Source organism: Sphingomonas sp. TX0543 (assembly GCF_048565505.1).
In the GTDB taxonomy this organism is placed as follows: Bacteria; Pseudomonadota; Alphaproteobacteria; order Sphingomonadales; family Sphingomonadaceae; genus Sphingomonas.
Genome location: NZ_JBLZUS010000002.1, coordinates 3296437 through 3322185, shown reverse-complemented (window position 1 = coordinate 3322185; position 25749 = coordinate 3296437). Strand labels below are relative to the sequence as shown.

Genomic DNA, 25749 nt, shown 5'->3' with positions numbered 1-25749 from the left:
CCGTGCATCGGAAAATGGTCGATGCGACGATATTTCGCAAAAATCCTCATGGATGTTTGTCGAATTCTCTGACCCCTTGACGTCGTCAGCTTGTTTGATGGGACGTCCGGAAAACAACCGCTGCCAGGATGAACCTCGCGCAAGTCGAGGTCAGCAACATTCGGGACCGGTAGACGGTGACTGATCCCACACAGAGGAGGGGTGCCCTGCAGGGCGTACGCTACCGACAGTATCTTCGGCATTTGGCAGCGGGATCGGCCGCCGTGGTGTTTCTTGCTTGCCCGAACGTAGTGCATGCACAGGACGCCTCGACCAGCCCGAGCGCGGCCAAACCCCCGGCGGTAGAGCCGCAGGCCACGACGCCTGATGCGGACAGCGGTCAGATTCAGGATATCGTCGTCACGGCGCAGCGACGCTCCGAATCCGCGCTGAAAGTCCCTATCTCTATCCAGGTTTTGAGTGGTCAGGCCCTGTCGCAACAGCAAGTGATCGACACTCGCGACCTCGCCCGGTTCACGCCCACTGTTAATTTCGCGTACAGCTCGGGTGCCATGGTCTCGACGTTCGGCCTTCGCGGCGTGTCGTCGAAGGCGACGGCGCCTGGCGTGCAGCCCAGCGTCGGATTGGTCGTCGACGGCATCCCCGTCTATAATCAGGCTGAATTCATCACCGGGCTAGGGGATATCGAGCGGGTCGAGGTGCTCAACGGCCCGCAAGGCACACTGTTCGGCAAGAATTCAACCGCTGGCGTGATCAGTGTGGTGACCAAAAATCCCACGGCCGATCTCGCGGGCGAGTTTCAAGCGTCTCAAACCTCGGACAACGAAACGTATCTGCGGGGGATGATCAATATTCCGCTGTCAGAGGGTATACGTCTGCGTGTGAACGGATTTTATCAGAACCTGAGCCCACAAGTGAAGAATCTCACGGGCAATGACGTCTTTGGCCTGCGCGCTTATGGCGTCCAGGCAAAGCTGGCCGTAGATCTAACGCCCAACGCGACGTTTATCCTGTCCGGCGCGTATAATTTCAACAAGGGTAATCAGAACCAATACACGATCGTCGGCAAAAGCAGCCTCAATGCTGCGGCCGCCGCTGCAGGGGTGTTCATTCCTACCGGCGAGGGCGGGACCGTCGTCAACACCAACAGCCCCGCCGCGGACGTTTACTCGACGAAAACGGTACGAGGGACGTTGAACTGGACAGTGTCCGATGCGCTGACGATTACGTCGATCTCAAACTACACCGACTTTTCCGACAAATATTACATCGATGGTGACGGAACGCCGTTCGGGTCGATCCTGGGGATCGGTGAGAGCATTCCCGGCGCGACCTATCCCTTCCAAGGCCAATATATCGGGTACGGCTATCGCCAACGTACAAAGTATTTTTCCGAGGAACTGCGCGGCAACTTGAAGCTGGGTCCCGCGGACATCGTGGTCGGCGGATTTTATCAGCACGTGAAGCTTCAATTCAACCAATATACCCCGTACAAATTCGCCGGGGCCTTCTCGCCGCCGGCGGGCGCACCGGCGATCAGCGCCGACCGGATCGCGTCGCATTACACCAATACGACAGCCGCCGTGTTTGCCGACGCTACGATTGCGCTGGCGCCGGCGTTCAAGATATTCGGCGGTGCGCGGTACACCAATGAGACGCTGAACCAGGTTTATCACCGCGATACGTATTTCGCCCCTTATTCAACGTTTAATCCGGTTACCGGGGTCATCTCCGCGGCACCCAGCACGATCGTCGATTTGACGGGTAAGCGTCGCATCGGCAACCTGTCTGGACGCGCCGGCGCGCAATATCAGCCGACGAGCAACATCAATTTCTACGGATCGTTCTCGCGAGGCTACAAAGGGCCAGCGGCCAACAACAATACCGGGCTCGCGCCTGGCCAGAACGTGACGCTCGAACCCGAAATCGCTACGGCCTACGAAATCGGCGTCAAGCTGCGATTGCTGGACAATCGCCTGGTGATCAACGTCGCCGCATTCTCGGAGACCGTCAAAAACCTGCAGGTCAGCGCTATCGATCCGACCCGCGTCGGGGTCGTCACGATTTTGAAGAATGCTGGACGCGAGCTGACCAAGGGTGTCGAAGGTGACATCACCGTCATGCCGGCGCGGGGCCTACAGCTCGGCTTCTCCGGCGCGTATAACGATGCCACCTATGGCGGGTTCATCCTGCCTTGCAACACTATCCAGGTTGGCACCGGCACGTGTCCGAACTTCAACGGCCAGACGGGCGTCCAGAACGGCGACGGGCTAAGGGCAATCTTTGCGCCGAAATTTCGCTTTACGGTGAGTGCAAATTATCAAAGCGACATAGCGGGCACCAAGCTGCGCTTCTTCTCCGGGGGCGACTATGCGCATACCAGTTCGAGCTACGCCAATGCGGACAACAATCCGCTCACGCTGTTGATACCGCACGGCACGTTGAACGGATCGATCGGGTTGAAGACCGCCGACGGTCGATGGCAGATCGAACTATTCGGGAAGAACTTGCTGGATAAATTCTACTACACATCGCGGGTCGCGGTCGCCTCGGTCGGCCTGCCGGCCGGCTACCTGCCGCGCGACTTTCACGCTTATGGCGGCATCAGCCTGACATCGCGGTTCTGACAGGGCGCGATCGCGCAAGCTTCCGGCCGAGAAGGTTTGCGCAATCGGTCGGACGCGATCGCGCGCCGCCAAATCCTCATCGTTGCTTGCGGCCCACTACGCGGTGGGATCGCTTGGCCGCGCGCCGCAGGGACATCTCATGAACCGCATCTTCCGCTTCATCGATCCCTATATTCTGCTGATGCTGCTGACCGTCGGCCTATCGGCGATCTTTCCTGCTCATGGCGCCAGCGCGAAAGTGGCTGATGTCGCTGCCGACGCCGGTATCGTATTCCTGTTCTTCCTTTACGGCGTTCGGTTGTCGCCGCAGGCCGCGGTGAGCGGCATCATGCAGTGGCGATTGCAGCTGGCGGTCCTGCTGTGCACGTTCGTGATCTTCCCCATGCTTGGAACCGTTTTGACCAAAGCGGTCGAGGGCAGTCTTCCCCAGCCGCTGGTGACCGGCCTGTTGTTTCTTTGCCTGATGCCTTCGACGGTCCAATCGTCGATCGCCTTCACGTCGATCGCGCGCGGGAATGTCCCGGCGGCTCTCTGCGCCGCGTCGGCCTCGAACATATTGGGCGTGTTCATCAGCCCGTTATTGGCAGGCTGGCTGCTGACGACGCGCGGCGTCGTGCTGTCGTTCGACATCTTTCGCGACATAAGCTTGCAATTACTCGCGCCGTTTCTGATCGGCCAGATGCTGCGGCCATGGATCGGCGGATGGGTGCAGGCTCATCGGCACGTGCTGGGCTATACGGATCGCGGATCGATCCTGCTGATCATCTACGTGGCCTTTTCCAAAGGCGTGGTCGATCGCGTATGGAGCCAAGTCAATGCGGTCGACCTGGTCGAACTCATCGGCGTGAGTGCGGCGCTGCTCGCCGTCATCTTGATAATCACGCGGCTCATCGCGCGCCGCCTGATGCACTTGTCGATCGAAGACGAGATCGTCCTACAATTCTGCGGTTCCAAGAAGGCGCTTTCGAGCGGCCTGCCGATGGCGTCGATCCTTTTTTCCGGGCCTCAATTGGGGCTCGTCGTCCTACCCCTGATGTTGTTTCACCAGACCCAGCTCATCGTATGCGCCGTCTTGGCCAAGCGGTTCGCCATGCGGAAGGCTGCAGACTGAACCGAATGACGGCTGGTTATCGGGGATCGAGAACGACCACCGGAATTTCGCGCGAACCGGCGGCCGCCTTTCCCATCGTGGCATAGTGCGGGAGGATCTCCACCATGATGGCGAACAGCGTGTCGCGTTCATCACCGGTGGCGGTGCGGGCGCTGACGAGATAATGGTCGAGCGCCACCTGAATCTCAGCGTCGGGGTTCGCCAGCAGGTTCTTGTACCAGCTCGGATGCTCCGGATCTCCGCCCTTGGACCCGACGATCACAAAGCTGCTGCCTTGTTTCCCGTACACCAGGGGACTATCGATCTGATTGCCGGTCTTGCGGCCCTTGGTCGTCAACAGGAGCGTGGGTTTGATTCCACCACTGAAGCTCTGCCAGTCATGTGCCTTGGCCGGATCCTTGCGATAGAGAGCGATATGCTCGCCGATCCATGCATGTTCTTCGAGATAGCCCATCGTGCGGCTCCTTCTCGCCGGCGGCCCAGCGCCTGCGGTGATAACGGGATGCAAGAAACCTAAATCGCTACGCGAACCGGATGAACGCGAAATATCGCGACCGTCACTCGCACAGATATCCGTTGGTGGCCCCTGGCCTGTGAAAATAGAAACTTAGGCCTCGCTGTCGGCTGGCGGTGAAATCGAGGCGTGTTGAAGGTGGGATCGATGATGGACAGCGACGTATTGGTCATTTGCGGCGGCACGCTCATCGACGGTCGCGGCGGCGCACCGACGCGAAACGCGCGCATCCTCGTGGAGCACGGGAAGTTCTCGGCGATATCCGATGACGAGAGCGCGGCGCCGCCGACCGCCCAAGTGCTCGATGCAACCGGAAAATTCATTCTCCCCGGTTTGATGAACGCAAACGTTCATCTGATCGACGGCACGATGATGGCGCATGTCGGCGGCATCGAATATCTGGTTAGGTTCGAGGGGCGGTATCAGGAAGTCATCGAGGAAGCCGCGCAGATCGCGTTGCGATCGGGATTCACGACGCTGTTCGATACGTGGAACGCGCTAGGCCCCGTGCTTCGCGCGCGAGGCCGGATCAATGCCGGCGAGGTCCCCGGCGCGCGCATTTTTGCTGCAGGAAACATCATCGGTCGTGGCGGGCCGTTCACACCGGACTATTCCGCACGATCGCGCCAGTCGGTCAGCACGACCTTCGCGGACCGGATGGATCGCCTATTCGAGGCAGGCGTGGGACGTTACCTCACCACGCTGCCCCCCGTCGACATCCGTCCTATCATCAGGGACTATATTGCGCAGGGCGTGGACTTCGTCAAAATCGGCATCAGCGACCATTTGATCGGCGTGTCGGGATGGGATTCATCCTATCTGGTGTTTTCCAAGCGCGTGCTCGAGGCGATCGCCGATGAAGTACGTCGGGCCGGCATTCCGCTCGCTTCCCACACCACGTCGGTGGAAAGCCTTCAGGCCGCCGTCGATCTGGAGACCGATGCCATGATGCACGTCAACGTGACGGCACAGGTGCCGATCCCCGACGACCTGATCGATCGCATGGCGAAGGGGCCGGGGTGGTCGGTGATCCAACCGACGACGGCTGCTTATCAGTGTTATCTGGAAAGTACGAACAACCCCGCCATTCTCTATGCCGGCGCGGTCCACAACGACAATATCTTCCGGCTTCTGGCGGCCGGCGCTTCGATCATTCTCGGCACCGACGCCGGGTTTCCCGACCCCGATATCATCAACGACCTGCCCATCGAAGAGCAGGGCGAGCGCCCGTGGACGATGGGGCACGACCATATCGTCTGGCTGAAGGCGATGGTCGAAAAGGGCATGACCCCGATGGACGCTATTCTGGCCGCCACCAGCAACGTTGCCAAAGCTTATTGCAAGGCGGAGCATTACGGCACGATCGAGCCGGGTAAAGTAGCCGACCTTATCATCGTTGACGCCGACCCGTTGGACGACATCACCAATATCGGAAAGTTACATTGCGTTGTCAAAGACGGCTTTCGCGTCGACTTGTCGGCGCTTCCGAGCAATCCTGTCGTGACGACGTCGGCCAGGGGCACCGACTGACGTTCAGCTCATCTGTTCAAGGCATTGCTGTCGCGGACCAGCGCCTTGTTCACGAGATGCGAGAACGTGAAGGCCGTGCTCATCGAATTGATATAGGCCGATCCCCGCAGGTTGCGGGCCGGATCGACAAACATGTTGGTCGATGCCGCGCCGGACCATGAGTAGGTGCCCTTGTCCGGGCCAGCCAGCGCGACCCGGCCGCAAGCGCCAAACCCGGCGTTTTTGCCACTGGGGCCCATCCCCATCGTCGCGGGATCGGGCCACCAGATGAATGATGACAGGTCGGTGCCATCGGGCAACAGGTTCGACATCCCTCGTTTGACCGCGCGAGCCGGCATGATTTCGCGGCCGTCATACCTGCCCTCGTTCAGCAGCATGACCAGGAACCGGTCATAGTCGCGCGCGCTCGATACCAGCCCGGTTCCGCCGAAGGCGAAGGCGGGCGGCGTGGCGTAGACCGACGCCGATCCCGGATCCGCCGCATGCGTTTCATCGTCGATCGTCATGTACAGCGATGCGAGTCGCGCCGCATCTTTCGCCGCCACCTGAAAGCCGGTGCTTGTCATGCCGAGGGGGGCAAACAGCTTTTCAGACAGATATAGGTCAAACGCCATCCCCGAGGCCAGTTCGATCACGCCGCCAAGAACGTCCTGCGCGATCGAATAGAACCACCGCGTTCCGGGCTCGTTCAGCAGCGGCAGCGAGGCGACGCGGTTACAGAATTCGAGCAGGCCGGATGCCGTCGGCGGCGTGTTGTCGCCTGCGGCTGACGCGCCCATCCGGGACGGCGTAATGCCCAGCCGCAGATATTCATCGAGCAGCGGGCCGGCGATATTGAAGGTATAGCCGAAGCCAGCGGTATGGGTGAGCAAATGCCGAACGGTGATCGACGTGCGCGCCGGGCGGCTGTCGAGGCTGTTGAGCGGGTCGGTCAGAACCTGCATCTTTCCGAACGCCGGTAGAAAATCGGCGATCGGTTGGTCGAGCGATAGGCCGCCTTCTTCGATCAGCAACATAGTGGCCATGCCGACCACCGGCTTGGTCATCGAATAGATCGGCCACAGCGTATCGTCATCGACCGGCCGCGGATCGTCGAACGCGATGGTGCCCGTACGAAGATAAGTCGCCGGCTCCGCGCCGTAGCCGATACCGACGATCCCGCCGGGTATCGCGCCACTTGCCATCACGCCGTTCAACAAGGCGCCGGCCGAACGGAAGTCCGAAGCTTCCTGTACCGCAACGTTATTCATGCAGCGCCCTTTCTCTCCCTGCGATCGGCTCGAGGCGATCCTATTGAAGCGGCATAATGCGAATGACCGGGAGCTATCGCGGGAAAAAGTGCAAATCAGGTTCGCACATAATCAATTTCAGACCCGATCCAGCCAAGGTTACGGTCCGCGCATCGATAATCGACCTGTATGCAGGTTGGGCCAGCTGGCGAAAGGCTTGCTGGAGATGAGGAGGGGTCGATGAGTCAGGCCAATCGCGTCAAAATGCTTGCCACTGTCCGCAAGATGTTCAGCTTCGTCGACGACTTGAAGGCGGACAAGGCCACCAAGGGGCTGGATCTGGACGAGGATGGAGTCCCAAAGCAGTTGAAGGCGCTCGGCGAGGAAGTCTATGCGCCCGAGGTCAAGTTCAACGTTCCGGGCAAGGGGCCGCATGCCTTTACCGGCGGCAAGAAGCAATATTACGAATATAACAAACGGCTGGCGAGCCAGACCGAGGGCAACCTCGACCTTCAGTTGCTCGACATTCTGGTCGGCGAAAAGCACGCCGCCGCGCTGGTCCGCTACAGCGACCAGCGTGGCGATCAAACATTCTCCTGGCTGCGCATCAACGCGTTCGAGTTCAATGAGAGTTGCGACCAGATCGTCCAGATTCGCACGTATGAGCACGACCAATACGGTGTCGATGCCTGGTATTCCGCCTCGTTGACGTGAGGGGCTGGCGAGCCGCTTTCCTCCGCGCTTAGTTTCGTCACGTCCATTCTGCACGGGCGCTTTTCGGAGAAGGATAGAATGACGACGGGCTCGCTCTTCGACCGGCTGCGGCTGCCGGTCATCGCATCGCCGCTGTTCATCATCTCCAATCCCGAACTAGTGATTGCGCAGTGTACGGCCGGGATCATGGGGGCTCTCCCATCGTTGAATGCGCGGCCCATTGGGCAGCTCGACGAATGGCTGGCGCAGATCACCGAAGCGTTGGCCACGTGGGACCGTCGGCATCCCGACCAGCCGTCGGCACCGTTCGCCGTCAACCAGATCGTTCACAAGAGCAACGACCGGCTCGACCAGGACCTCGCGTTGTGCGCCAAATACAAGGTGCCGGTCGTCATCACCTCGCTCGGCGCACGCGAGGACCTGAATACAGCGGTACACGATTGGGGCGGGGTCACCCTGCACGACGTGATCGACGACCGGTTCGGGCGAAAGGCGATCGAGAAGGGCGCGGACGGGCTGATCGCGGTTGCCGCGGGTGCCGGCGGGCACGCGGGGCGCCTCTCGCCGCTCGCGCTGGTGCAGGAATTGCGACAATGGTTTGATGGGGTGATCGCCCTGTCGGGATCGATCGCGACGGGAAGGGGGGTTCTGGCCGCGCAAGCGATGGGGGCCGACTTGGCTTACGTCGGCTCGCTGTTCATTACGGCGGCCGAAGCCAATGCCGACGATCGCTACAAGCAGATGATCGTCGATTCCAACGCTGCCGACATCGTTTACTCCAATCTTTTCACGGGCGTGCATGGCAACTATCTGCGACCGTCCATCATCGCCGCGGGGCTGGACCCTGACGCCCTTGCCGAGGGAGATGTTAGTTCGATCAGCTTTGGATCGGGCGGATCGAGTAAGAAGAAGGCGTGGCGCGATATCTGGGGGTGCGGGCAAGGTATCGGCGCGGTCAACGGCATCATGCCGGCAGCGCAGCATATCGATCGCCTCGCGCGCGAATATATCGCAGCCAAGGCGGCACTCGACGCCAATTTCGTTCGCCAGCCCGACGCGACTGCTCCGGTGATGATCGCCGGGGAGCGGGTCCGGACGCATGACGAGATTCGCCGGCGTGCAGCGCTGGCTGCTGAGGGCTTTCGGCAGATGGGATTGCGCGAGGGCGACACCGTCGCGTTGTTCCTGCGTAACGATTTCGCGTTCTTCGAGGCAATGCAAGGTGCCGTGCTGGCGGGTGCTTATCCCGTCGCGATCAATTGGCACGCAACCGCCGAAGAGGCGGGATATATTCTTCGCGATAGCGATGCCAAGGTGCTGGTCGTTCACACCGACCTCCTTCCCCAGATCGTCGCGGGCCTGCCGGAGGATCTCCGCATCCTGGTCGTCGATACGCCTGCCGAAATTCGGCGCGCCTATGGCATCAAGTCCGCGCCCCACAACGGCATCCATCGTGGGTGGGACAGTTGGCTGAGCCGTTTCGATCCCATCGCTCAGCCCATGACGGCACCGCGTGGCGCCGTGATCTACACGTCGGGAACGACCGGTCGCCCCAAAGGGGTTCGACGCGCGCCCGGCGAGTCGCAGGCGGCGTTAACCGCCACCGCCGCGATCGGTTACGGCCTGGTGCCCGGCGAGGACCGGGTCGTGCTGATGAACGGGCCGATGTATCACGCGGCGCCCAATAGCTACGGAACGATGGCTTTTGCCTCGGGCGCGGACATCGTCCTTCAACCCCGCTTCGATGCAGAGGAGATGTTGCAGCTAATCGAACGATATCGCGTGACGCACATGCATATCGTGCCGACGATGTTTGTTCGCCTCCTCCGTCTCCCGGAGGACGTCAAGGGGCGCTACGATCTTTCTTGTCTGCGATATGTCGCACATGGCGCCGCGCCGTGCCCGCCGGACATCAAACGCGCGATGATCGAATGGTGGGGTCCCGTGATCTATGAATATTATGGCGCGACCGAAGCCGGCTTGATCTCGATCAGCCGCCCGGAAGACGCACTTGCCCACCCCGGGAGCGTGGGACAGGCGTTGCCCAACGTGTCGATCAAGGTACTCGACGAATCTGGCGATGAAGTACCCGCGGGAACGATCGGCGATATCTTCATCCATTCGGAGCCAGGTGCGACGTTCGAATATATCGGCCGGGAAAACGACCGCCGGGACGACAAGTATCTGACGCTCGGCGACATGGGGTTTGTGGACGAGGACGGGTTCCTGTTCCTACGCGATCGTCGTCGCGATATGATCATCTCGGGTGGCGTGAACATCTATCCAGCCGAGATCGAGGCAACGCTGCAAGGCATTGTTGGCATTCGCGACAGCGCCGTGTTCGGTATTCCCGACGACGAATTCGGTGAGGCGATCTGCGCCCATGTTCAGGTCGATGCCGGCGGACCTGACGCTGCCGCAATCCGTGCATCGCTTGAACAGCAGTTGAGCCGTTATAAGGTTCCTCGATACATCGAGATCGTGGAAGACTTGCCGCGCGAGGATTCGGGCAAGATATTCAAACGGAAATTGCGGGAGCCTTATTGGGCGAACGTTGGGCGGTCCATCTGAACGGTATAAGCAATTCGTGACATACATCGTCGACCGGCGAAACCTCGACTTCGTTCTGTTCGAAATGCTTGGTATCGAGAGTCTTCTTGCCACGGAGCATTATGCGCATTGCGATCGGCCCATGGTCGCGCAATTGCTCGACACGGCGCAACGACTGGCGGAAGAGCGCTATTTGCCGGTCGCTGCTCAGCTGGATGCCTGTCCGCCCGCTCTCGTTGGTGGTGAAATCGATATCCTGCCTGCCGTCCGAACGGCGCTGACCGCTTATGCGGAAGCTGGATTTGCCGCGCAGAATTTTTCGATGCGCGACGGCGGCCTGCAATTGCCGCACACCGTCGCGATGGCGGCGGTCGGGATGTTCATCGCAGCAAATCAGGGGATTTCAAACTACTCCACGCTTACCAGCGCAGCGGCGCACTTGTTGCTGGAATTCGGTACTGACGATCAGCGAATCCACTTCGCTCCCCCCTTGATTGCGGGTCTGTGGGGAGGAACGATGTGCTTGTCCGAACCCCAAGCGGGATCCTCGCTCGCCGACATCACCACGAAAGCCGTTCCGGCCGAGGACGGCACCTATCATATTCGCGGCACCAAGATGTGGATATCGGGGGCCGCGCACCGGATGACCGAAAATATCGTCAATCTGGTGCTGGCGAAGATTCGGGGAGCGCCGGCCGGGGTCAACGGCATTTCCCTCTTCATCGTCCCACAGCGACTGGTGGACGCCGCCGGGACGGTGACCGCTGACAACAACATCACGCTCGTCGGTTTGAACCACAAGATGGGGCAGCGCGGCACGACAAACACGATGCTCAATTTCGGTGAAGCCGGTCCGACGACGGGGTATCTGATCGGCCAGCCCAACCAAGGCCTTCGGTACATGTTCCACATGATGAACGAGGCGCGGATCGCGGTCGGCCATATGGCGGTCATGTCGGGCCTGGCGGGCTATCTATATTCGCGCGACTATGCGCGGGAGCGCGTGCAGGGGCGGCGGCTCGGCCACAAGGATCTGACGACGCCGCAGGTGCCGCTGATCGCGCATCCTGACATCCGTCGTATGCTGCTTGCACAGAAAACATGCGTCGAAGGCGGCCTCGCGCTTTCCCACTTCTGCGCATTGTTGGTCGACCAGCAAGCGATTGTGCACGGCGCTGCACGCGAGGACATCGGCGTGCTGCTCGAAGTTTTGACGCCGATTGCGAAATCGTGGCCTTCGGAACATTGCCTCGAAGCCAACAAGCTCGCGATCCAGGTTTTGGGCGGTGCGGGCTACACGCTCGATCACCCGGTCGAGCGGTTCTATCGCGATAATCGGCTGAACCACATCCACGAGGGGACGTTCGGCATTCAGGGACTGGACCTCCTGGGGCGCAAGGTGCGTCTTGCAGACGGGCGCGGACTGGCATTGCTGGTCGCACGCATCGAGGAAACGATCGCCGCCGCAACCGCTGTCATGTCGCTGACGGCATTTGCCGCGGCGTTGGCAAATGCGCTGGACAATCTGAAGCGGGCGACGGCGGCAGCGACGTCGGAGGCCGATGCCGAACGCGGCCTGGCCAACGCGACGCTTTACCTGGATGCGGCGGGGACGATCGTCGTCGCCTGGCTGTGGCTGTGGCAGGCCATCGTTGCGACAACGGCGCTGGAGACTGCTGATTCGGAGCGTGCTTTTTACGAGGCGAAGCTGGCGGCGTGTCGCTACTGCTTCAATTACATGTTGCCGACCGCGCAGCATCAGCTGACCGTGGTAGAAGCGCTGGACGACACATGTTACGCCTTTACGGCCGATCAAATCGGCGTAGCTGCCTGAACCCTAGCGATCAGTGCGCGAACACCGCCTGCGGGTAGATGACGCTGGGATCGGCCGCCAGCAAGCTCTTGGACTGTTTGGCCGGCTCGTCAGCCAGCACTTCCATCTTGCCCGCGACCAGTCCGTCCAGCGCTTCGCGGACGATGTCGCGCGGATTGGCTTTTTCGATATCCCAGCCCGCCGTCATGTCAGTATCGGCCGCGGCCAAGATGACGCCCGTGACCGTCGTTCCCTGCTTTATCAATTCCAGGCGAAGGCCGTTGGTCAAGCTCCATTCGGCGGCCTTTGCGGCGCAATAGGAATTCGCGCCGTCTAGCGAGAACCACGACAGGCCCGACAGCACGTTCAGAACCGCGCCGCCGCCATTGCTTGCCAAGAGGGGAGCGAATGCCCTGACCATCGACAGCGTGCCGAAATAATGCGTGTCGATCTCAAGGCGGATCTTTGCCAGATCGCCATCGAGAAAGTTGGTATAGGTCGCGACGCCGGCATTGTTGATCAGGATCTGGACGTCGGCCGCCGTCGCTGCTGCGGCTTGGACCGATACCGGATCGGTGATGTCAAGCGCGATGACCTCGGCGCCTGGCACGTCGGCCTTTGCGGGATCGCGAACGGCGGCGTAGACTTTGCTGGCGCCGCGCGCGATCAATTGTAGTGCGAACTGGCGGCCCAACCCACGATTGGCACCCGTTACCAGTGCGACCTTCCCTTTGATTTGCATCCCGCCTTCCCCGGCATTTCGCGCTCGGCGACGTTGGCCCCAACCGGTTCAGATCAGCGGGTCGGGGCCCAGCTTGATCTCCCCGAACGTGAACATCGTGTTGATGAAGTCGCCGACGACGGTTTCCTTCATGATCTCGGTTTCGGCCGCATAGGGCTCGTCGCCGCTGTTCTCGATCAGCTCGCTCGGCGTATAGCCCAGCGACGCGGCATGATCCTTTGCCTCGTTGATGTCTCTCACGCCGAAAACGACGTTCATGACACCCTCGCCGCGGCGCTGCAGATAATCCTTCATGTGCAGCGACCACGGTAGCGTGTCGGATATCGGCGAGACGACCTCAAGACCCGCAGCCCAGCTTATGTACAGGCGCACGCCTAGCTCGGGTTTGTCGACTGGGCCGTAGAATCTGACGCGGCAAAGCTTGGAGAGTTTCTCGACGTATTCCGCCTGGTTTTCCGGCCAAGCAATATACATGACGTGATCGACACGGTTGATGTTCTGGGTCGACATGCAATCTTCTCCTGCGTTTCGGCTGGCGGGTCTCGGTGCCGCGGTTCAGCCTTGTGGCTCGAGCACCACGATCGGCATCTCTCGAAACCCCTGGGTCATGCTTTCATACTCGTTGTATCGATCCATGACCTGGTCGACCATGACCTGCAGCAACGCCGTACGTTCTTCGCCCTTCGCATCACGTGCCTTGACAATGTGATGATCCTTGCCGACTTGGATTTCGGCTGTCGGGTGCGCGACTAGGTTCTTGTACCATGCCGGGTGGACCGGCGCGCCACCCAGCGACGCGACGATGATGAAATTGCCGCCCGATTTGCCGTAAAACAGCGTGATGTCGCGCGGCTGGCCGGTTTTTGCACCGATCGTCGTCAGCAGCAGGGACGGTCGCCCTTTGCCGTCCGTGCCAGGAATGACGAAATAGTGCGCGCGCTCCGGATCCGATTTGTAGAGCGCGATATGCTCTTTGATCCAGGGAACTTCATCGACGACTGACATATCCATCTCCTGCAATCGATCGAGCCGGCGCGTGGGTCATTTGGCGACCTGCTTCCACGGGCGTTCGACTTCGACCGAACGATAGGGGGAGTCTTGGTCCCGCTGCGATGGAGATTTATGCGAATTCGCGTCGCAGCGAAGCGTGGCGCCACGGTTTGGCGGTGATTTGTGCAAGCCCGCTTCGCATAAAAAAGACGGGTGCCGGGTGGCGCAATGGGTAGACTGATTTCGAGTCAGCGCATGGCAGTCCGCTCATGCGCCTGGTGACTTATACGGCCAGCCAGCTGGCTGGCGACAATCGATGCCCGCAACAAGGATCGGGCGCGTGTTGATTGAGAGAGGAGCTCTTGGAATGGCGAGCCGCGAGATGATGCAGGCCACTGTCCAGAAAATGTTCGATATGGTCCGGCGTCCCGCGGATGGCAGCGACCCGATCGACGCGGACGGCGTTCCGACCCGGCTGCGCAACATGGCCGAGACGGTTTATGCGCCGGAAGTCCAGTTCGCCGTTCCTGGCCGCGGCCCCCAGGCGTTCTCCGGCGGCAAACAGGCCTATTACGACTACAACATCACGCGCATGCAAAAGACAGAGGGCAGCCAACGGCTCGAGTTGCTCGACATGATGTTCGGCAACACTCACGGCGCGGCCCTGATCCGCTATCGTGACGAGAAGAACGGCGAAACATTCTCGTGGCTTCGCATCAACCTGTTTCGCTTCAATGAAGCGGGCGACAAGATCGTCGATATCAAATCCTTCGAACACGATCAGCATGGCGTGGACGGCTGGTTCACGAAGGCGCTCGGTTAGCGCGTTGGACGGACGGTACCGACAAATGCATCGGCGGCGGCAGGCGCCGAACCAAAAAATGGGAAGGGCAGACTAAATGAAGGGCAAGGTTGTCATCGTCACCGGCGGCGCGGGTGGACAGGGTTTTGCCGAAGCGAAGTTGCTGGCCCAGGATGGCGCATCGGTCGTCGTGACTGACCTCAATCCAGCGGGGGAAGACGCGGTCAAGTCGATCGCCGGCGACGTCACGTTCTTCAAGCACGACGTCAGCGAAGCGAGCGACTGGGAAAAGCTCACGGGCCTCGTCGCGAACAAGTTCGGTCGGCTCGACGGTCTGGTGAACAATGCCGGCCTGTTCATTCCGGCTGCCATGATGGATACGAGCGTCGAGCTTTGGGATCGACATTATCGGGTGAACCAGCTCAGCATCTTCCTCGGCATGAAAAGCGCCGCCGGGCTTATGAAGGACAGCGGCGGGGGATCGATCGTCAACATCAGCTCACTCGCCGGCCAGGTCGGTACGCCGGGCATCTTCGCTTATGCGACGAGCAAATGGGCCGTGCGCGGCATGACCAAGCAAGCGTCCTGGGAGCTCGGGCCGATGGGTATCCGTGTCAATTCGGTCTATCCCGGCGCGATCGACACCGCGATGCTCGACGGAAATGCGATGGTGAGGTCTGATAGCTTCATCAACGGCATCCCGCTGCGTCGGCTTGGCCTGGCAGAGGACCTGGCAGGCTTGATCGCTTTCTTGATCTCCGATCGGTCGGCCTACATTTCAGGCGCGGAGATCACGGTGACGGGCGGGCTCTGAGCAGCTGCATCGAGAACGATGCTTGGCGCAAGCGAATAGGTGAAGCATGAAAGCTGTGGTGCAGGTGCGGGTCGGGGAGCCGCCGTCGACGTTCGAACTACGCGATATTCCGGCGCCGAAACATCCCGGCGACGATAATGTGATCATCGATATCGACCTGGCGTCGATGCATCACGGCGACCTGTTCATGTCGCGCAAGGAAACGGCGATCCCGGATAGCCCGGGCTATGCGATGCGGGGCAACGAAGCCGTTGGGCGAATTGCCGCGATAGGGTCGAATGCGGCCCGAACGTCGCGGTTCAAGGTTGGCGACAGGGTGACGACATATCTCGCGTCATACGCCTGGTCGGAACAGGTCGAGTGTCCCGAAGCGCTGATCCTGGAAGCGCCCGACGACATACCCGATACAGTTGCTGCGCAATTGTACGTCAACACGGTCACCGCTTTCATGGTGTTCCGCGCGATGAGGGAAGCACTGCAGGCGCAAGGACTCAATGGGCCGGTCCTGCTGACGGGCGCCAGCTCAGCAGTGGGACGGATATTGGCGCATCTGTCGCGGGAAGCCGGACTGGACGTGATCGGTCTGACCCGCAGCGAAGCGGCCGCCCGGCGCACCGCCGAGCTCGTACCCGGCGTCCGGTTCTTTGCGACGGCGACCAGCGGATGGTTGAACACGCTAGAAGCCGAAACCGGGGGGCGGCAGTTCGCCGTCCTGGGCGATTGCGTTTCCGGTGCCTTGTTGACCGAACTCGACCCGTTAATCGCGAACAGCGCGTCGATCATAACTTATGGCGGGCTCGATCCCAACCCGATCGGGATCACCGGGCTGCAAGTCGCATCGCGCGGCATTGTCGTGCGCGGCATCCCGATTTTCCTGTGGTTCAACGCCCCGCAAGCCCAACAGCAGGCCGATATCGCCGACGCCTTGGCGCTGGGCCGCGCCCATCCAGAATTGTTCCCGACCGGCGGAGTCTATGACTTGGCCGATTGGGCGGCTGCGGTCACGGCGGTTGAGGCGCCTGGCCGGGACGGATTCGTTTTTCTCAAAATGCGATAGATTGGTGGAGGTTGATATGGACGGTTTGGATGTCGCAGCTGTTCGTCAGCTGTTGGATCGGCAGGCGATTTGGGATTGCATGACAAGCTATGCCCGCGGCATGGACCGGATGGACGTCGAATGCTGCAAGTCGGCATTCCATCCCGACGCATGGGATGATCACGGACAGGTTGTTATGCCGGGGTATGAGAATGCCGAATTCGGCGCGGAATATCATCGCCTCCGCCACCGTTACAGCCAGCATTTCCTCACCAACCATCGGTGCGAGATCACTGGCGATGAAGCGCATACGGAGACGTATTTCTACTTCGTTGGCTGCATGGCCCAGGAAGGACAGCCCGCCGAGGTCGTGGGGGGGCGCTATGTCGATCGGCTCGAACGGCGCGACGGCCAGTGGAAAATCGCAGATCGGCTCTGCTTGATTGAGTGGGGTAGCTCACTGGCGGAAGTGAACTTTGCCAGCAGGTTGGTCGATGGCGCCGAGATGGAGGACAAGCGCTCCTCCCGATCGCGCGACGACGCATCATATATGCGACCCCTCCAGATACGGCGGGAACGCAAGCTCATCCCGCTCGGCTGACGGCAAAGGCGATACCAGAGTGGATGATCGGCGACCGCTCGTGCGGTGGCTTGATCATTCATCCGGTATCCGAGGATCGATCTAGAAAGCGACTGCGTTCGCGCCCTTCAACGACAGGATCTCGCGTGCTTCGGCCGGTGTCGCAATTTCCAAGTCCAAAGCCTCCAGCACCTTGCGCATCTTGGTGACTTGTTCGGCGTTCGACGTGGCCAGCTTGCCCTTGCCGATATACAAGCTGTCTTCCAGTCCGACCCGAACGTTGCCACCCATCAGCGCAACCATCGTCGCGAACGGGATTTGCCGCCGACCGGCAGCTACGACCGACCATTGATAGTCGTCGCCGAACAAGGCGTCCGCGGTTCTGCGCATGTGCAGTAAATGTTCGACGTCGGCTGCGATCCCGCCGAGAATCCCGAAAATCGTCTGGATGAAGAAGGGTGGCTTTACCAACCCTTCGCGGACGAAATAGGCCAGATTGTACAAATGGCCGACGTCATAACATTCGAATTCGAAGCGAGCGCCGGCAGATTCTCCCAGCATTTTCACGACATACTCGATGTCCTGAAAGGTGTTCCTGAAGATCCCGTCTCGGGTGGATGCCAGGAACGGTTCTTCCCAGGAATGCTTCCAGGCGGTTTGCTTGTGGGCCAAAGGGAAAATGCCGAAGTTGAACGTGCGCATGTTGAGCGAACACATTTCTGGCTTGGCCCTGACCGCCGCCTCGATCCGCTGGTCGAGCGTCATGCCTTGCCCGCCGCCGGTCGTGATGTTCACGATGGCATTTGTCGCCTCCTTTATGCAAGGAAGAAACTCCATGAACAGGTCGGCGCGCGGCGAGGGGCGGCCATCGTCTGGTTCGCGGGCGTGCAAATGCAAAATTGCGGCGCCCGCTTTTGCCGCGGCGATCGCGTCGCGCGCGATCTCATCCGGTGTGATCGGCAGGTGGGGCGACATGCTGGGTGTGTGGATTGATCCAGTGATCGCACAGGAAATGATCACCTTGTGAGGTTTCGCGACCACGCAATTCTCCTATCAAATCGTCTCAGGCGACGGTCGGCGCGTCTCAGCGATCGCCGGCGACCTGCTGTTTGTCCGCTGCCGACACCAGCGCCGGCACAGCCGCAACGCAACTGTGGATGGCGATCGCGCTCGACAGTTGAAGCACATCGGCGATTTCTTCGGCGGATGCACCGTTTGCGAGCGCTTGGCGAATGTGCCGGCGGGTGGCGTCCGGCTGCGGCGCTACCGGGCTGGCGAAGACCGCGATCAGGATGAGTTCCTTGTCCTTCCGCGACAACGGGCCTTCCCGATAGGGGATCTCACCATAAGCCAGGAACCCCTTCACGAACGCCGGTGCCCAGCGAAACAGGTGATCGCCACCTTCGGGCCAGAACCCCGTTATGGCGACGAATTTCTCTTTTTCTGTCTCTTCTTCCGTCGTGAGCGACCGCGTCGCACTCTTCGTACCGGGGTGGAGCCGTTCGAGCTCTTCGGCCAAGATGGGCAGTCCCACCGTGTGCGGCGAATAGGCTGCCAGCATGGTCAGCTGCACTACCTCGGTCAGCTCGGCCACTGTTGCGCCTAGTCTCAGTGCGACGTCGAAGTGCATTTGCATGCCCGGCACGAACAGATGGCTGACCGCGGCATCGACGGCGATGTAAATGAACTCGCACATCTTCCGGTCGAGCCGGCCAGCGTGAAACGGCGGTTCGTGAAAGTCTAGATAGGCGGCAAGATATGCGGGCGAGAGGTCCAGCAGGCCCTGATGCCACTCTCCCCAATAGCCTCGTTTAGCGATGACCTCCGCCTTGAGCGCTTGCCCGCCAGGCGTCTCGTCGACAGTGACATCGCCCATTCCATCCTCCCCATTTCACCGTGCCGACATGAGCTTTCCGGCATTCGGTCGGACGGACTTTAGAGGTTGGGGACGACGGGCAAGAACAGGTGTTTGTGCAATGAGGCATCGCATAAACATCATTTGCAGATGGGCCCGCGCATTGACGGCGGTGGTTGGGTGGGGCGGTCAGCTGCCTTCGCACGGCATGAAGAGATTGCGATGCGAGGCGAACGTGTGGCGGATGAAGTCCGCCACGGCCCGATATCGCGCAATGTCCTTCAAGTCAGAGTGTACCGTCATCCAGATCTGCCGCGTCATCATCACTTCACTGGGCAATACGCGCTGCAATGTAGTGCCAGGCTTGATCAGGTAACTGGGCAGCAAACAGATGCCAACACCGGCCAGCACGGCCTCGTACAACGCGACCAGGCTGCTGCTGAGGAACCGGTAGGGGCTGGCGGCAAGATAGGGCGGTGTGTCGAGGTCGTGCGCGAACTGCATGTCCTCAAAATAGCCGACGAAACGATGGTCCTTCAGGTCCTCTATCGTCGCGATCGGCGGGGCGCTCGCAAGATAGTCGGGCGAGGCATACAGGTGTTCCCCGTCAGCGCCAATGGCACAGATTTGAGGTTGTGAATTAAGGAGTGTTGGGGCTTCGTCGTAGTGACGAAGGAACGAAGATGAAGCCCCAACACTCCTTGAAAAAATCGCCTGCCAAGGCCCCTGCTGAGCGTGTGGTGAAGGACATCCGGCGGCAGACCCGGCGGCATTTTTCGGCCGAAGACAAGATCCGCATTGTGCTCGATGGGCTGCGTGGCGAAGACAGCATTGCCGAACTATGCCGCAAGGAAGGCATTGCCCAGAGCCTGTATTACACCTGGTCGAAGGAGTTCATGGAAGCGGGCAAGCGGCGCCTGGCGGGTGACACGGCTCGTGCCGCGACCAGCGGCGAGGTGCAGGACCTGCGCCGCGAAGCCCGTGCCCTGAAGGAATGCGTGGCCGACCTGACGCTCGAAAACCGTCTGCTCAAAAAAAGCATGATCGCGGATGGGGGCGACGACGAATGAGATATCCCGCATCCGAGAAGCTCGAGATCATCCGGATCGTCGAGCAGTCGCATCTGCCGGCGAAGCTCACCCTCGACAAGCTGGGGATCGCACGCCGGACGTTCTACCGCTGGTACGACCGGTTCCTCGAAGGCGGACCGGAGGCGTTGGAAGATCGGCCATCGGCACCGAGCCGCGTGTGGAACCGGATCCCGCCTGACATCCATGATCAGATCATCGAACTGGCACTGGAGCAGTCCGAGCTGAGCCCACGGGAGCTGGCGGTGCGCTTTACCGACGAAAGGCGTTACTTCGTGTCGGAAGCCACGGTTTACCGCCTTCTGAAGGCCCATGACCTGATCACCAGCCCGGCCTATGTGGTGATCAAGGCCGCCGATCAGTTCCACACCAAGACCACCCGGCCGAACGAGATGTGGCAGACCGACTTCACATACTTCAAGATTATCGGGTGGGGCTGGATGTACCTGTCGACCGTGCTCGACGACTTCTCACGCTACATCATCGCCTGGAAGCTGTGCACCAACATGCGCGCCGAGGACGTGACCGACACGCTGGACATGGCACTGGCCGCATCGGGCTGCGACAGCGCCACGGTGCTGCACAAGCCAAGGCTGCTGTCGGACAATGGCCCCAGCTACATCGCCGGCGAACTGGCGGAATACATCGAGGCCCAGAAGATGAGCCATGTGCGCGGTGCCCCGCTACACCCGCAGACCCAGGGCAAGATCGAGCGCTGGCATCAGACCCTGAAAAACCGCATCCTGCTGGAAAACTACTTCCTGCCCGGCGACCTCGAGGCCCGGATCGAGGCCTTCGTCGAGCACTACAACCACCAGCGTTACCACGAGAGCCTCAGCAACGTGACGCCCGCCGATGCCTACTTCGGCAGGGCACCGGCAATCATCAAACTGCGCGAAAGGATCAAGCGACAGACCATCGAACATCGGCGCTTGCAGCACCGCAAGTTCGCCGCCTAACATCAACCCCCTGACGAGGTCCGCACTCCGCTAATCTACGCCGCGAGTTGTGCCGAATGTTCTGACGACGGACAGCATACAGGTAGAGACTGCATTCTCCCAACTTGCGGATGACCTGTCGGCCTTTCGTCGGTGCCGAAACCGAAATGGCAATGTCCGCTTCGCGCTTTGCCAGGTTAAACGGCCTGGTCGTCGCATCGAGCTCAAGCTGGAGCTCCGGATGCTCCTTGGCAAACTCCGCCAGCTTGGCCGACAGAAACAGGCCACCCAGTCCATCGGGTATGCCGATCCGGACTGTGCCGGATAGCGCGAGGTCCTTGTCGGATACGCTTTCTTCGGCTCCCGTCGCCAAGGCTTCAATAGATTCTGCGGTCGCGAGCAAGCGAGTGCCAGCATGGGTCAGTAGGAAGCCGCGATCGCGCGGCTCGAACAGTTTGACGTTGAGCGAGTCTTCGAGCGCGTCGATCCGGCGGCGGACCGTTGTGTGGTCGACCTTCAACTGCATCGCTGCGGTCGTCGGGCTCCCGGTGCGCGCCATCGCCAGAAAAAATCTGAGATCATTCCAGTTGAACTGCACGCGACTTTCCCTCCCGCAACGCGGCTTCTGCGGCCGCTAGGCTCATAACGTAGACAATCTGCCGTGCATTTCCACTCTCACCGTATCAGGCGATGGCTGAATGGGCAGCGGCCTTATATGGCTAGAAAATCGATGAACGGATTTAGCCGGTAAGATATAATTCTTGCCGATACGTCAGCTGAACGAGGTGGGCTGACGGCTGGAATCCTTGCCATGTCCATTCGCAAAAACGCGCCTAGTCCACGTCCAAGAGACAGCACTAGGCTGGAGTCGTCCTCGTGCACGGGGTGAGGAACAGCGAATTCGCTGGCAGATGTAAGAAAAGAGGAGAGTTGAGGGTGGCGGCAACGACCGAGGCGTCCATAAGCGGTAGTTGTGATCCGCGCTTCTGGCCGGTGCGGGAAGAATTCGAGCGCAACTTTGCCGAACGCGGCGAAATCGGTGGGTCGGTTGCCATCTATCTCGAAGGGAAACTCGTCGTCGACCTGTCTGGAGGTGTGCTGGCCAAGGACTCGAGCTCCGCCTGGACGCGTGACACGCTTGTTCAGGTTTTTTCGGCGACGAAGGGGATGTCCGCGGCCTGCATTCATGTTCTCGCCGATCGCGGCTTGCTCGATTTCGCCGCACCGGTTGCTGAATATTGGCCCGAATTCGCCGAGAACGGGAAGGGCGGCATCACGGTCGGCATGGCCTTGGCGCATCAGGCTGGCTTGCCGTTCTGGGAGGAATCTGTTCCGCGGGACGGGCTCCTCGACTGGTCGTTCGCGACGACAGCGATTGCGAAGCAAAAGCCAATCTGGGAACCGGGCACCGCTCACGGTTATCATGGCATGACCAGCGGCTTTATCTGGGGCGAGATCGTTCGGCGCATTACGGGCAAGACGATTGGCACATTTTTGCGCGATGAAGTGGCCGGTCCGCTCAAAGCCGATATCTGGATTGGATTGCCGGACAGCGAGGAGCCGCGCGTTACGCCCGTCGTCCTCGCCGACTTCGATCCGAATTCGCGATTGTTCGCAAAGGCAGTCGCCGAGCCCGATTGGTTCGGCAATCGCATGCTCAGCAATTGCGGCAACCTGTTCGACCCCGATGTCATCAACACGCGCGCCTTCCGCGTTGCCGAGGGGCCGGCGACGGGCGGCGTGGCGTCCGCGCACGGTCTGGCCCGACTTTACGCGCCGTTGTCGATGGATGGATCGCTCGACGGAATTCGCATTGTCAGTCCTGCCGCTCAGCCGTGGATGCGCGGCGTCCGATCGGCAGCCGACGTCGATCAAATGCTGCGTATCCCCACTAGCTTTACTCTGGGATTCTCCAAGACCTGGGGCGATCGGCGAATGGGCGATGGCAATTACATGATCCTGGGCGAAGATGCTTTCGGCACGCCCGGGATGGGGGGTAGCATCGGATTCGCCGATGGCGATGCCCGCCTGTCGTTCGGCTATGTGATGAACCAACTTGGCGGCGGGGTCGCAATGAACCAGCGGGGGCAAAGTCTGGTCGACGCCGCTTATCGTGCGGTCGGTTTTTCGTCGGACGCCGCCGGCTATTGGGCGCGCTGACCGAACAATGTCGAGGCAGTACGAAAGTGCTTGTCGAGCCAGGCTACGGCTCAGAATTAGCGCAAGTATTCCCGTCAATAGCGTCTTTTGTGCAAGTCCTCGTTGCACAAATAACATGCTGCCGGGAGCAGCGAAATCGGTACGATCGATTGATCGGGGCAGACTGCAACAAGCGTAACAACAGTGGAGAGGCAATCGTAATGGCGCGTTCCCCAGTCCAAAGCTCGTTCGACGCTGTGCCGATGAAGTTTGCTATCGCCGTCGCGGCCGACGCGATCTGGACGGACGGCCGCCATGGTGCGCTGGCATCGCGCGATTTGTTACTGGAAACCGCCAGCTCGGGTCAGATGGCGGCAATCGAATTGCGCGCGCACGACGGCGGGTCCTTTGAGGGATGGCCCGATGTCGATGTCGCGACGTTCATCTTCTTCTACGTGATCGAAGGAGAGGTCAGCTTCGAGATGGATGATGGCCACCGCGTCACAATGGGGCGCCGCGAAGCGGTGCATTTGCCCTTCCTCCGTCATGTTGTGCGCACGCATTATTCCGATGACTTCCGCGCCGCTGAAGTACGTTCGCCGGGCTCCGCGTCACCGAGCGACTTGGTGCCGCTCTTACAGGTTCCCGAGGCCGGAGAGAACGGCAATTGGGAAGAACAGATCGTCCGCAATCGCGCGGAACTGTTCATTAGGGGCGATGGGCCCCGCGCGTTCTTCACGTATCGCGACCTGGGAACGGCCGGCGTGACCGAACGGCGAATCCACATCCACGATGGTGACGGCGCCAAGCAGCCGATGGCGGGCGGCACGGGGTGGCATAATCATTCGATGAGCCAGTTGTTCTTCGTTCTGGAGGGGGCGGCGACTCTGTCGGTCGAGGGGCATGGGACGCATCACATGGTTCCCGGCGACGTGATGATCATCGGCAAGCGCATGTCGCACAATGTTAGCTCATATTCGGAAGGGTATAACGTGTTCGAGGTCTGCCTGCCGGCCGACTACGACACATTGGATCAGCCCGCGCCCGCTGCAATGGCGGAGGTCGTCAATTGACCGTTCGGGAGGGCACGCTTGCCGTTCTGGGAGCCAAGTACGAGATCGAGCAGGCGTTGCTGCGATACACGCGTGGCGTCGATCGGAAGGACTGGGAACTCGTCCGCTCTGCGTATCGCGCGGATGCGATCGACATCCATGGCGATTTCAACGGCACGATCGACGAATTCATTGCTTATCTGGTGAAACGGCATGAGAATATCGAGCAATCCCTCCACGCCATCTGCAATTCAGCCTTCGATTGGAAGGGCGAGGATGTGGCGATCGTCGAAACCTACTACATTTGCTACCAACGGTTGAAATCGGCGGACCATGTCGAGGATGCGTTCGGCACCGTCGAGCTGGACGATGACCAGACGCTGCAGATCACCGCCGTCGGACGGTATATCGATCGGTTCGTACGTGAGGACGCGACTTGGCTGATCGCGCATCGGCAAGTCACGTTCGATGTGCTGAAGGCGGACCCAACCCCGTTGGGCGGTGGATTGCCGCCGACGATCATCCACTCGCGGCGCGATACGGATGACATATTGTGGCAGGAATTGAAAGGGTAACGGTCGGCGTCGAGGCGCAATTCAACTGCGCGCAGTGTAAACGGGGTCGTCAGGGTGCGAGCCGCCGATCGTAACCGATCCGCCAAAGCGCGCAGCACGTTCGCCTTCCGGCATCGGGAGCCGTTCCATATAGTCGAAGACGACCGTCCGGTCCTTCACCTTCCAGGCCGCGCCGCGCTTTTCGAACCAATCCAGATACCGCCCCTTTTGGTGGGCGTTGACGATGCCGTCGGCCGTCGGAATTTCGTTCCACGCTGAAAAGTAGGACTCGACCCAAGCGCCGCCTTCGCGGAATTCGATCAGGATATTGTGCACCTGGTGGATGCCCGGTTCGGTCACGCGAAACGCCTTGAGCGCGAATTCGATGAACCCATCCGCGCTGCCTGAATAGGCACCGTGCCGGTCGGTTGCGTCAGGCCAGTAGATCGAACGCAGAAGCTGTTCGTCGGCACGATCCACAGCCCGACAATAGCGATACATGCATTCCTTGATGGCCTCGCGATCGGCGAGTTCGTCAATGGTCATTGATCCCTCTTATTCGGAAATCGACTGGTGGCCTTGCCACGACCGGTGTCGCCACGTGTCAGGTCAGCCATTCTCGGTTGCGGGCATGAGGCGCGCCATCGCATCGAGGAATATTTGCGGCGGCATTGCCACGGTCGGCAGATCGTGCTGCCAGAGCAGGGTCAATCGACGGTGCTTCATCTTCAGCGCCCCGTCGAACCGAACGATATGTTCATCGTAGCAGATGCCCATTTCGTAGCGCCGGCTTTCGCCGTCGCGCTCATACATGTGGGACGCGATGCAATACGTCTTGCCGGCGAAGTGATCGCCGTCCCACCACCCGAGATGATTGCCGATCAGGTGCTGCGTCGCGCTGAAACAATTCAGCGCGTCCATACCCCGGCGGATGGCAGGCCAGCCGGACACGCTCCCCCGCGAATTTTCATAGGTGATGTCAGGCGTCACCAAAGCTTCGGCATCATCATATCGACGAGAATCGATCAGATAGATGAACATGTCCGTCGTCAGAACATTCGGCACAACTCG

The 25749-nt window shown here is 60.4% G+C and carries 25 protein-coding genes and 1 pseudogene; 15 read left to right on the top strand and 11 right to left on the bottom strand.

The window, feature by feature from the left end:
* Positions 1-263: 263 nt before the first annotated feature.
* Positions 264-2627 carry a TonB-dependent receptor gene (locus ACM61V_RS16525; protein WP_419714179.1) on the top strand — a complete coding sequence of 788 codons (2364 nt, stop codon included), beginning with the start codon at positions 264-266 and terminating at the stop codon, positions 2625-2627.
* A 139-nt stretch (positions 2628-2766) separates the two neighbouring features.
* The gene (locus ACM61V_RS16520; RefSeq protein WP_419714178.1) at positions 2767-3738 is read left to right on the top strand and encodes a bile acid:sodium symporter family protein; all 972 of its coding nucleotides are present in this window, start codon (positions 2767-2769) and stop codon (positions 3736-3738) included.
* Between the two features lie 16 nt (positions 3739-3754).
* On the opposite strand, the gene ACM61V_RS16515 is transcribed toward ACM61V_RS16520, so the two are convergent.
* On the bottom strand, positions 3755-4192 hold the full coding sequence (locus tag ACM61V_RS16515; RefSeq protein ID WP_419714177.1) for a nitroreductase family deazaflavin-dependent oxidoreductase: 438 nt from the start codon (positions 4190-4192) through the stop codon (positions 3755-3757).
* 207 nt (positions 4193-4399) lie between these two features.
* On the opposite strand from ACM61V_RS16515, the gene ACM61V_RS16510 reads away from it, so the two are divergent.
* On the top strand, positions 4400-5782 hold the full coding sequence (locus ACM61V_RS16510) for an amidohydrolase family protein (RefSeq protein WP_419714176.1): 1383 nt from the start codon (positions 4400-4402) through the stop codon (positions 5780-5782).
* An 8-nt stretch (positions 5783-5790) separates the two neighbouring features.
* Here the strand turns inward: ACM61V_RS16510 and ACM61V_RS16505 are convergent, their stop codons facing one another.
* Positions 5791-7032, bottom strand: a complete 1242-nt coding sequence (locus ACM61V_RS16505; RefSeq protein ID WP_419714175.1) for a serine hydrolase domain-containing protein — start codon at positions 7030-7032, stop codon at positions 5791-5793.
* 219 nt (positions 7033-7251) lie between these two features.
* Here ACM61V_RS16505 and ACM61V_RS16500 point away from each other — a divergent pair, with 219 nt between their 5' ends.
* The 4 genes and pseudogenes from ACM61V_RS16500 to ACM61V_RS16485 all read left to right on the top strand — a co-directional run bounded on the left by ACM61V_RS16500 (position 7252) and on the right by ACM61V_RS16485 (position 12109).
* Positions 7252-7725, top strand: coding sequence for a hypothetical protein (locus tag ACM61V_RS16500; RefSeq protein ID WP_419714174.1), 474 nt, complete (start codon positions 7252-7254; stop codon positions 7723-7725).
* A gap of 78 nt (positions 7726-7803) precedes the next feature.
* A pseudogene (locus ACM61V_RS16495) lies at positions 7804-8754 on the top strand (NAD(P)H-dependent flavin oxidoreductase); the annotation flags it as partial.
* Positions 8734-10296, top strand: a complete 1563-nt coding sequence (locus ACM61V_RS16490) for an acyl-CoA synthetase (RefSeq protein ID WP_419714277.1) — start codon at positions 8734-8736, stop codon at positions 10294-10296. The pseudogene ACM61V_RS16495 and the gene ACM61V_RS16490, both read left to right, overlap by 21 nt.
* 16 nt (positions 10297-10312) lie before the next feature.
* Entirely contained in the window at positions 10313-12109 is a 1797-nt protein-coding gene (locus tag ACM61V_RS16485; protein WP_419714173.1) for an acyl-CoA dehydrogenase, read from the top strand.
* A gap of 10 nt (positions 12110-12119) precedes the next feature.
* Here ACM61V_RS16485 and ACM61V_RS16480 read toward each other — a convergent pair whose 3' ends face one another.
* The 3 genes from ACM61V_RS16480 to ACM61V_RS16470 are packed head-to-tail and all read right to left on the bottom strand — an operon-like array spanning position 12120 to position 13835.
* On the bottom strand, positions 12120-12830 hold the full coding sequence (locus tag ACM61V_RS16480; RefSeq protein ID WP_419714172.1) for an SDR family oxidoreductase: 711 nt from the start codon (positions 12828-12830) through the stop codon (positions 12120-12122).
* Between the two features lie 48 nt (positions 12831-12878).
* Entirely contained in the window at positions 12879-13340 is a 462-nt protein-coding gene (locus tag ACM61V_RS16475; RefSeq protein WP_419714171.1) for a hypothetical protein, read from the bottom strand.
* A gap of 45 nt (positions 13341-13385) precedes the next feature.
* Positions 13386-13835, bottom strand: coding sequence for a nitroreductase family deazaflavin-dependent oxidoreductase (locus tag ACM61V_RS16470; protein ID WP_419714170.1), 450 nt, complete (start codon positions 13833-13835; stop codon positions 13386-13388).
* A 352-nt stretch (positions 13836-14187) separates the two neighbouring features.
* Between ACM61V_RS16470 and ACM61V_RS16465 the strand changes: the two genes are divergently transcribed.
* The 4 genes from ACM61V_RS16465 to ACM61V_RS16450 all read left to right on the top strand — a co-directional run bounded on the left by ACM61V_RS16465 (position 14188) and on the right by ACM61V_RS16450 (position 17073).
* Entirely contained in the window at positions 14188-14643 is a 456-nt protein-coding gene (locus tag ACM61V_RS16465; protein WP_419714169.1) for a hypothetical protein, read from the top strand.
* A 76-nt stretch (positions 14644-14719) separates the two neighbouring features.
* Positions 14720-15436 (top strand): SDR family NAD(P)-dependent oxidoreductase, encoded by a 717-nt coding sequence (locus ACM61V_RS16460; protein ID WP_419714168.1) that lies wholly within the window; start codon positions 14720-14722, stop codon positions 15434-15436.
* Between the two features lie 46 nt (positions 15437-15482).
* Positions 15483-16493, top strand: a complete 1011-nt coding sequence (locus ACM61V_RS16455; protein ID WP_419714167.1) for an alcohol dehydrogenase catalytic domain-containing protein — start codon at positions 15483-15485, stop codon at positions 16491-16493.
* Positions 16411-17073, top strand: coding sequence for a nuclear transport factor 2 family protein (locus ACM61V_RS16450; protein ID WP_419714166.1), 663 nt, complete (start codon positions 16411-16413; stop codon positions 17071-17073). Before ACM61V_RS16455 ends, ACM61V_RS16450 begins: the two co-directional genes overlap by 83 nt.
* An 81-nt stretch (positions 17074-17154) precedes the next feature.
* Here the strand turns inward: ACM61V_RS16450 and ACM61V_RS16445 are convergent, their stop codons facing one another.
* The 3 genes from ACM61V_RS16445 to ACM61V_RS16435 form a co-directional block, all read right to left on the bottom strand.
* Positions 17155-18093: a 3-keto-5-aminohexanoate cleavage protein gene (locus ACM61V_RS16445; protein ID WP_419714165.1), complete on the bottom strand. Its 939-nt coding sequence runs from the start codon at positions 18091-18093 to the stop codon at positions 17155-17157.
* 43 nt (positions 18094-18136) lie between these two features.
* On the bottom strand, positions 18137-18928 hold the full coding sequence (locus tag ACM61V_RS16440; protein ID WP_419714164.1) for a carboxymuconolactone decarboxylase family protein: 792 nt from the start codon (positions 18926-18928) through the stop codon (positions 18137-18139).
* A gap of 168 nt (positions 18929-19096) precedes the next feature.
* A complete protein-coding gene (locus ACM61V_RS16435; protein ID WP_419714276.1) occupies positions 19097-19504 on the bottom strand; it encodes a LysR substrate-binding domain-containing protein in 408 nt (135 codons plus the stop codon).
* A gap of 86 nt (positions 19505-19590) precedes the next feature.
* Here ACM61V_RS16435 and ACM61V_RS16430 point away from each other — a divergent pair.
* Positions 19591-20954, top strand: a protein-coding gene (locus ACM61V_RS16430) for an IS3 family transposase (protein WP_119592876.1) whose coding sequence is annotated in 2 segments (ribosomal slippage) — positions 19591-19939 and positions 19939-20954 — 1365 coding nt in all. Because the reading frame shifts where the segments join, the coding sequence is not laid out codon by codon here.
* Here the strand turns inward: ACM61V_RS16430 and ACM61V_RS16425 are convergent.
* Positions 20899-21531, bottom strand: coding sequence for a LysR family transcriptional regulator (locus ACM61V_RS16425; RefSeq protein ID WP_419714163.1), 633 nt, complete (start codon positions 21529-21531; stop codon positions 20899-20901). The genes ACM61V_RS16430 and ACM61V_RS16425 overlap by 56 nt on opposite strands.
* A gap of 338 nt (positions 21532-21869) precedes the next feature.
* Between ACM61V_RS16425 and ACM61V_RS16420 the strand changes: the two genes are divergently transcribed.
* From ACM61V_RS16420 to ACM61V_RS16410, 3 genes are read left to right on the top strand one after another with little or no spacing between them, the layout of a single operon-like run.
* Positions 21870-23093 (top strand): serine hydrolase domain-containing protein, encoded by a 1224-nt coding sequence (locus ACM61V_RS16420; protein WP_419714162.1) that lies wholly within the window; start codon positions 21870-21872, stop codon positions 23091-23093.
* A gap of 26 nt (positions 23094-23119) precedes the next feature.
* Positions 23120-24145, top strand: a complete 1026-nt coding sequence (locus tag ACM61V_RS16415; protein WP_419714161.1) for a cupin domain-containing protein — start codon at positions 23120-23122, stop codon at positions 24143-24145.
* Positions 24142-24699, top strand: a complete 558-nt coding sequence (locus ACM61V_RS16410; protein WP_419714160.1) for a nuclear transport factor 2 family protein — start codon at positions 24142-24144, stop codon at positions 24697-24699. Before ACM61V_RS16415 ends, ACM61V_RS16410 begins: the two co-directional genes overlap by 4 nt.
* A 21-nt stretch (positions 24700-24720) precedes the next feature.
* Here the strand turns inward: ACM61V_RS16410 and ACM61V_RS16405 are convergent, their stop codons facing one another.
* The gene (locus ACM61V_RS16405) at positions 24721-25224 is read right to left on the bottom strand and encodes a nuclear transport factor 2 family protein (RefSeq protein WP_419714159.1); all 504 of its coding nucleotides are present in this window, start codon (positions 25222-25224) and stop codon (positions 24721-24723) included.
* 63 nt (positions 25225-25287) lie between these two features.
* A complete protein-coding gene (locus ACM61V_RS16400) occupies positions 25288-25743 on the bottom strand; it encodes a nuclear transport factor 2 family protein (RefSeq protein WP_419714158.1) in 456 nt (151 codons plus the stop codon).
* Between the last annotated feature and the right edge of the window lie 6 nt (positions 25744-25749).

Bases quoted from the DNA above. Each gene is read 5' to 3' on its own strand.
- ACM61V_RS16520 (WP_419714178.1), top strand. From the start codon at position 2,767: ATGAACCGCATCTTCCGCTTCATCGATCCCTATATTCTGCTGATGCTG.
- ACM61V_RS16515 (WP_419714177.1), bottom strand. From the start codon at position 4,192: ATGGGCTATCTCGAAGAACATGCATGGATCGGCGAGCATATCGCTCTC.
- ACM61V_RS16510 (WP_419714176.1), top strand. From the start codon at position 4,400: ATGATGGACAGCGACGTATTGGTCATTTGCGGCGGCACGCTCATCGAC.
- ACM61V_RS16505 (WP_419714175.1), bottom strand. From the start codon at position 7,032: ATGAATAACGTTGCGGTACAGGAAGCTTCGGACTTCCGTTCGGCCGGC.
- ACM61V_RS16500 (WP_419714174.1), top strand. From the start codon at position 7,252: ATGAGTCAGGCCAATCGCGTCAAAATGCTTGCCACTGTCCGCAAGATG.
- ACM61V_RS16480 (WP_419714172.1), bottom strand. From the start codon at position 12,830: ATGCAAATCAAAGGGAAGGTCGCACTGGTAACGGGTGCCAATCGTGGG.
- ACM61V_RS16475 (WP_419714171.1), bottom strand. From the start codon at position 13,340: ATGTCGACCCAGAACATCAACCGTGTCGATCACGTCATGTATATTGCT.
- ACM61V_RS16470 (WP_419714170.1), bottom strand. From the start codon at position 13,835: ATGTCAGTCGTCGATGAAGTTCCCTGGATCAAAGAGCATATCGCGCTC.
- ACM61V_RS16465 (WP_419714169.1), top strand. From the start codon at position 14,188: ATGGCGAGCCGCGAGATGATGCAGGCCACTGTCCAGAAAATGTTCGAT.
- ACM61V_RS16460 (WP_419714168.1), top strand. From the start codon at position 14,720: ATGAAGGGCAAGGTTGTCATCGTCACCGGCGGCGCGGGTGGACAGGGT.
- ACM61V_RS16455 (WP_419714167.1), top strand. From the start codon at position 15,483: ATGAAAGCTGTGGTGCAGGTGCGGGTCGGGGAGCCGCCGTCGACGTTC.
- ACM61V_RS16450 (WP_419714166.1), top strand. From the start codon at position 16,411: ATGACTTGGCCGATTGGGCGGCTGCGGTCACGGCGGTTGAGGCGCCTG.
- ACM61V_RS16440 (WP_419714164.1), bottom strand. From the start codon at position 18,928: ATGGGCGATGTCACTGTCGACGAGACGCCTGGCGGGCAAGCGCTCAAG.
- ACM61V_RS16405 (WP_419714159.1), bottom strand. From the start codon at position 25,224: ATGACCATTGACGAACTCGCCGATCGCGAGGCCATCAAGGAATGCATG.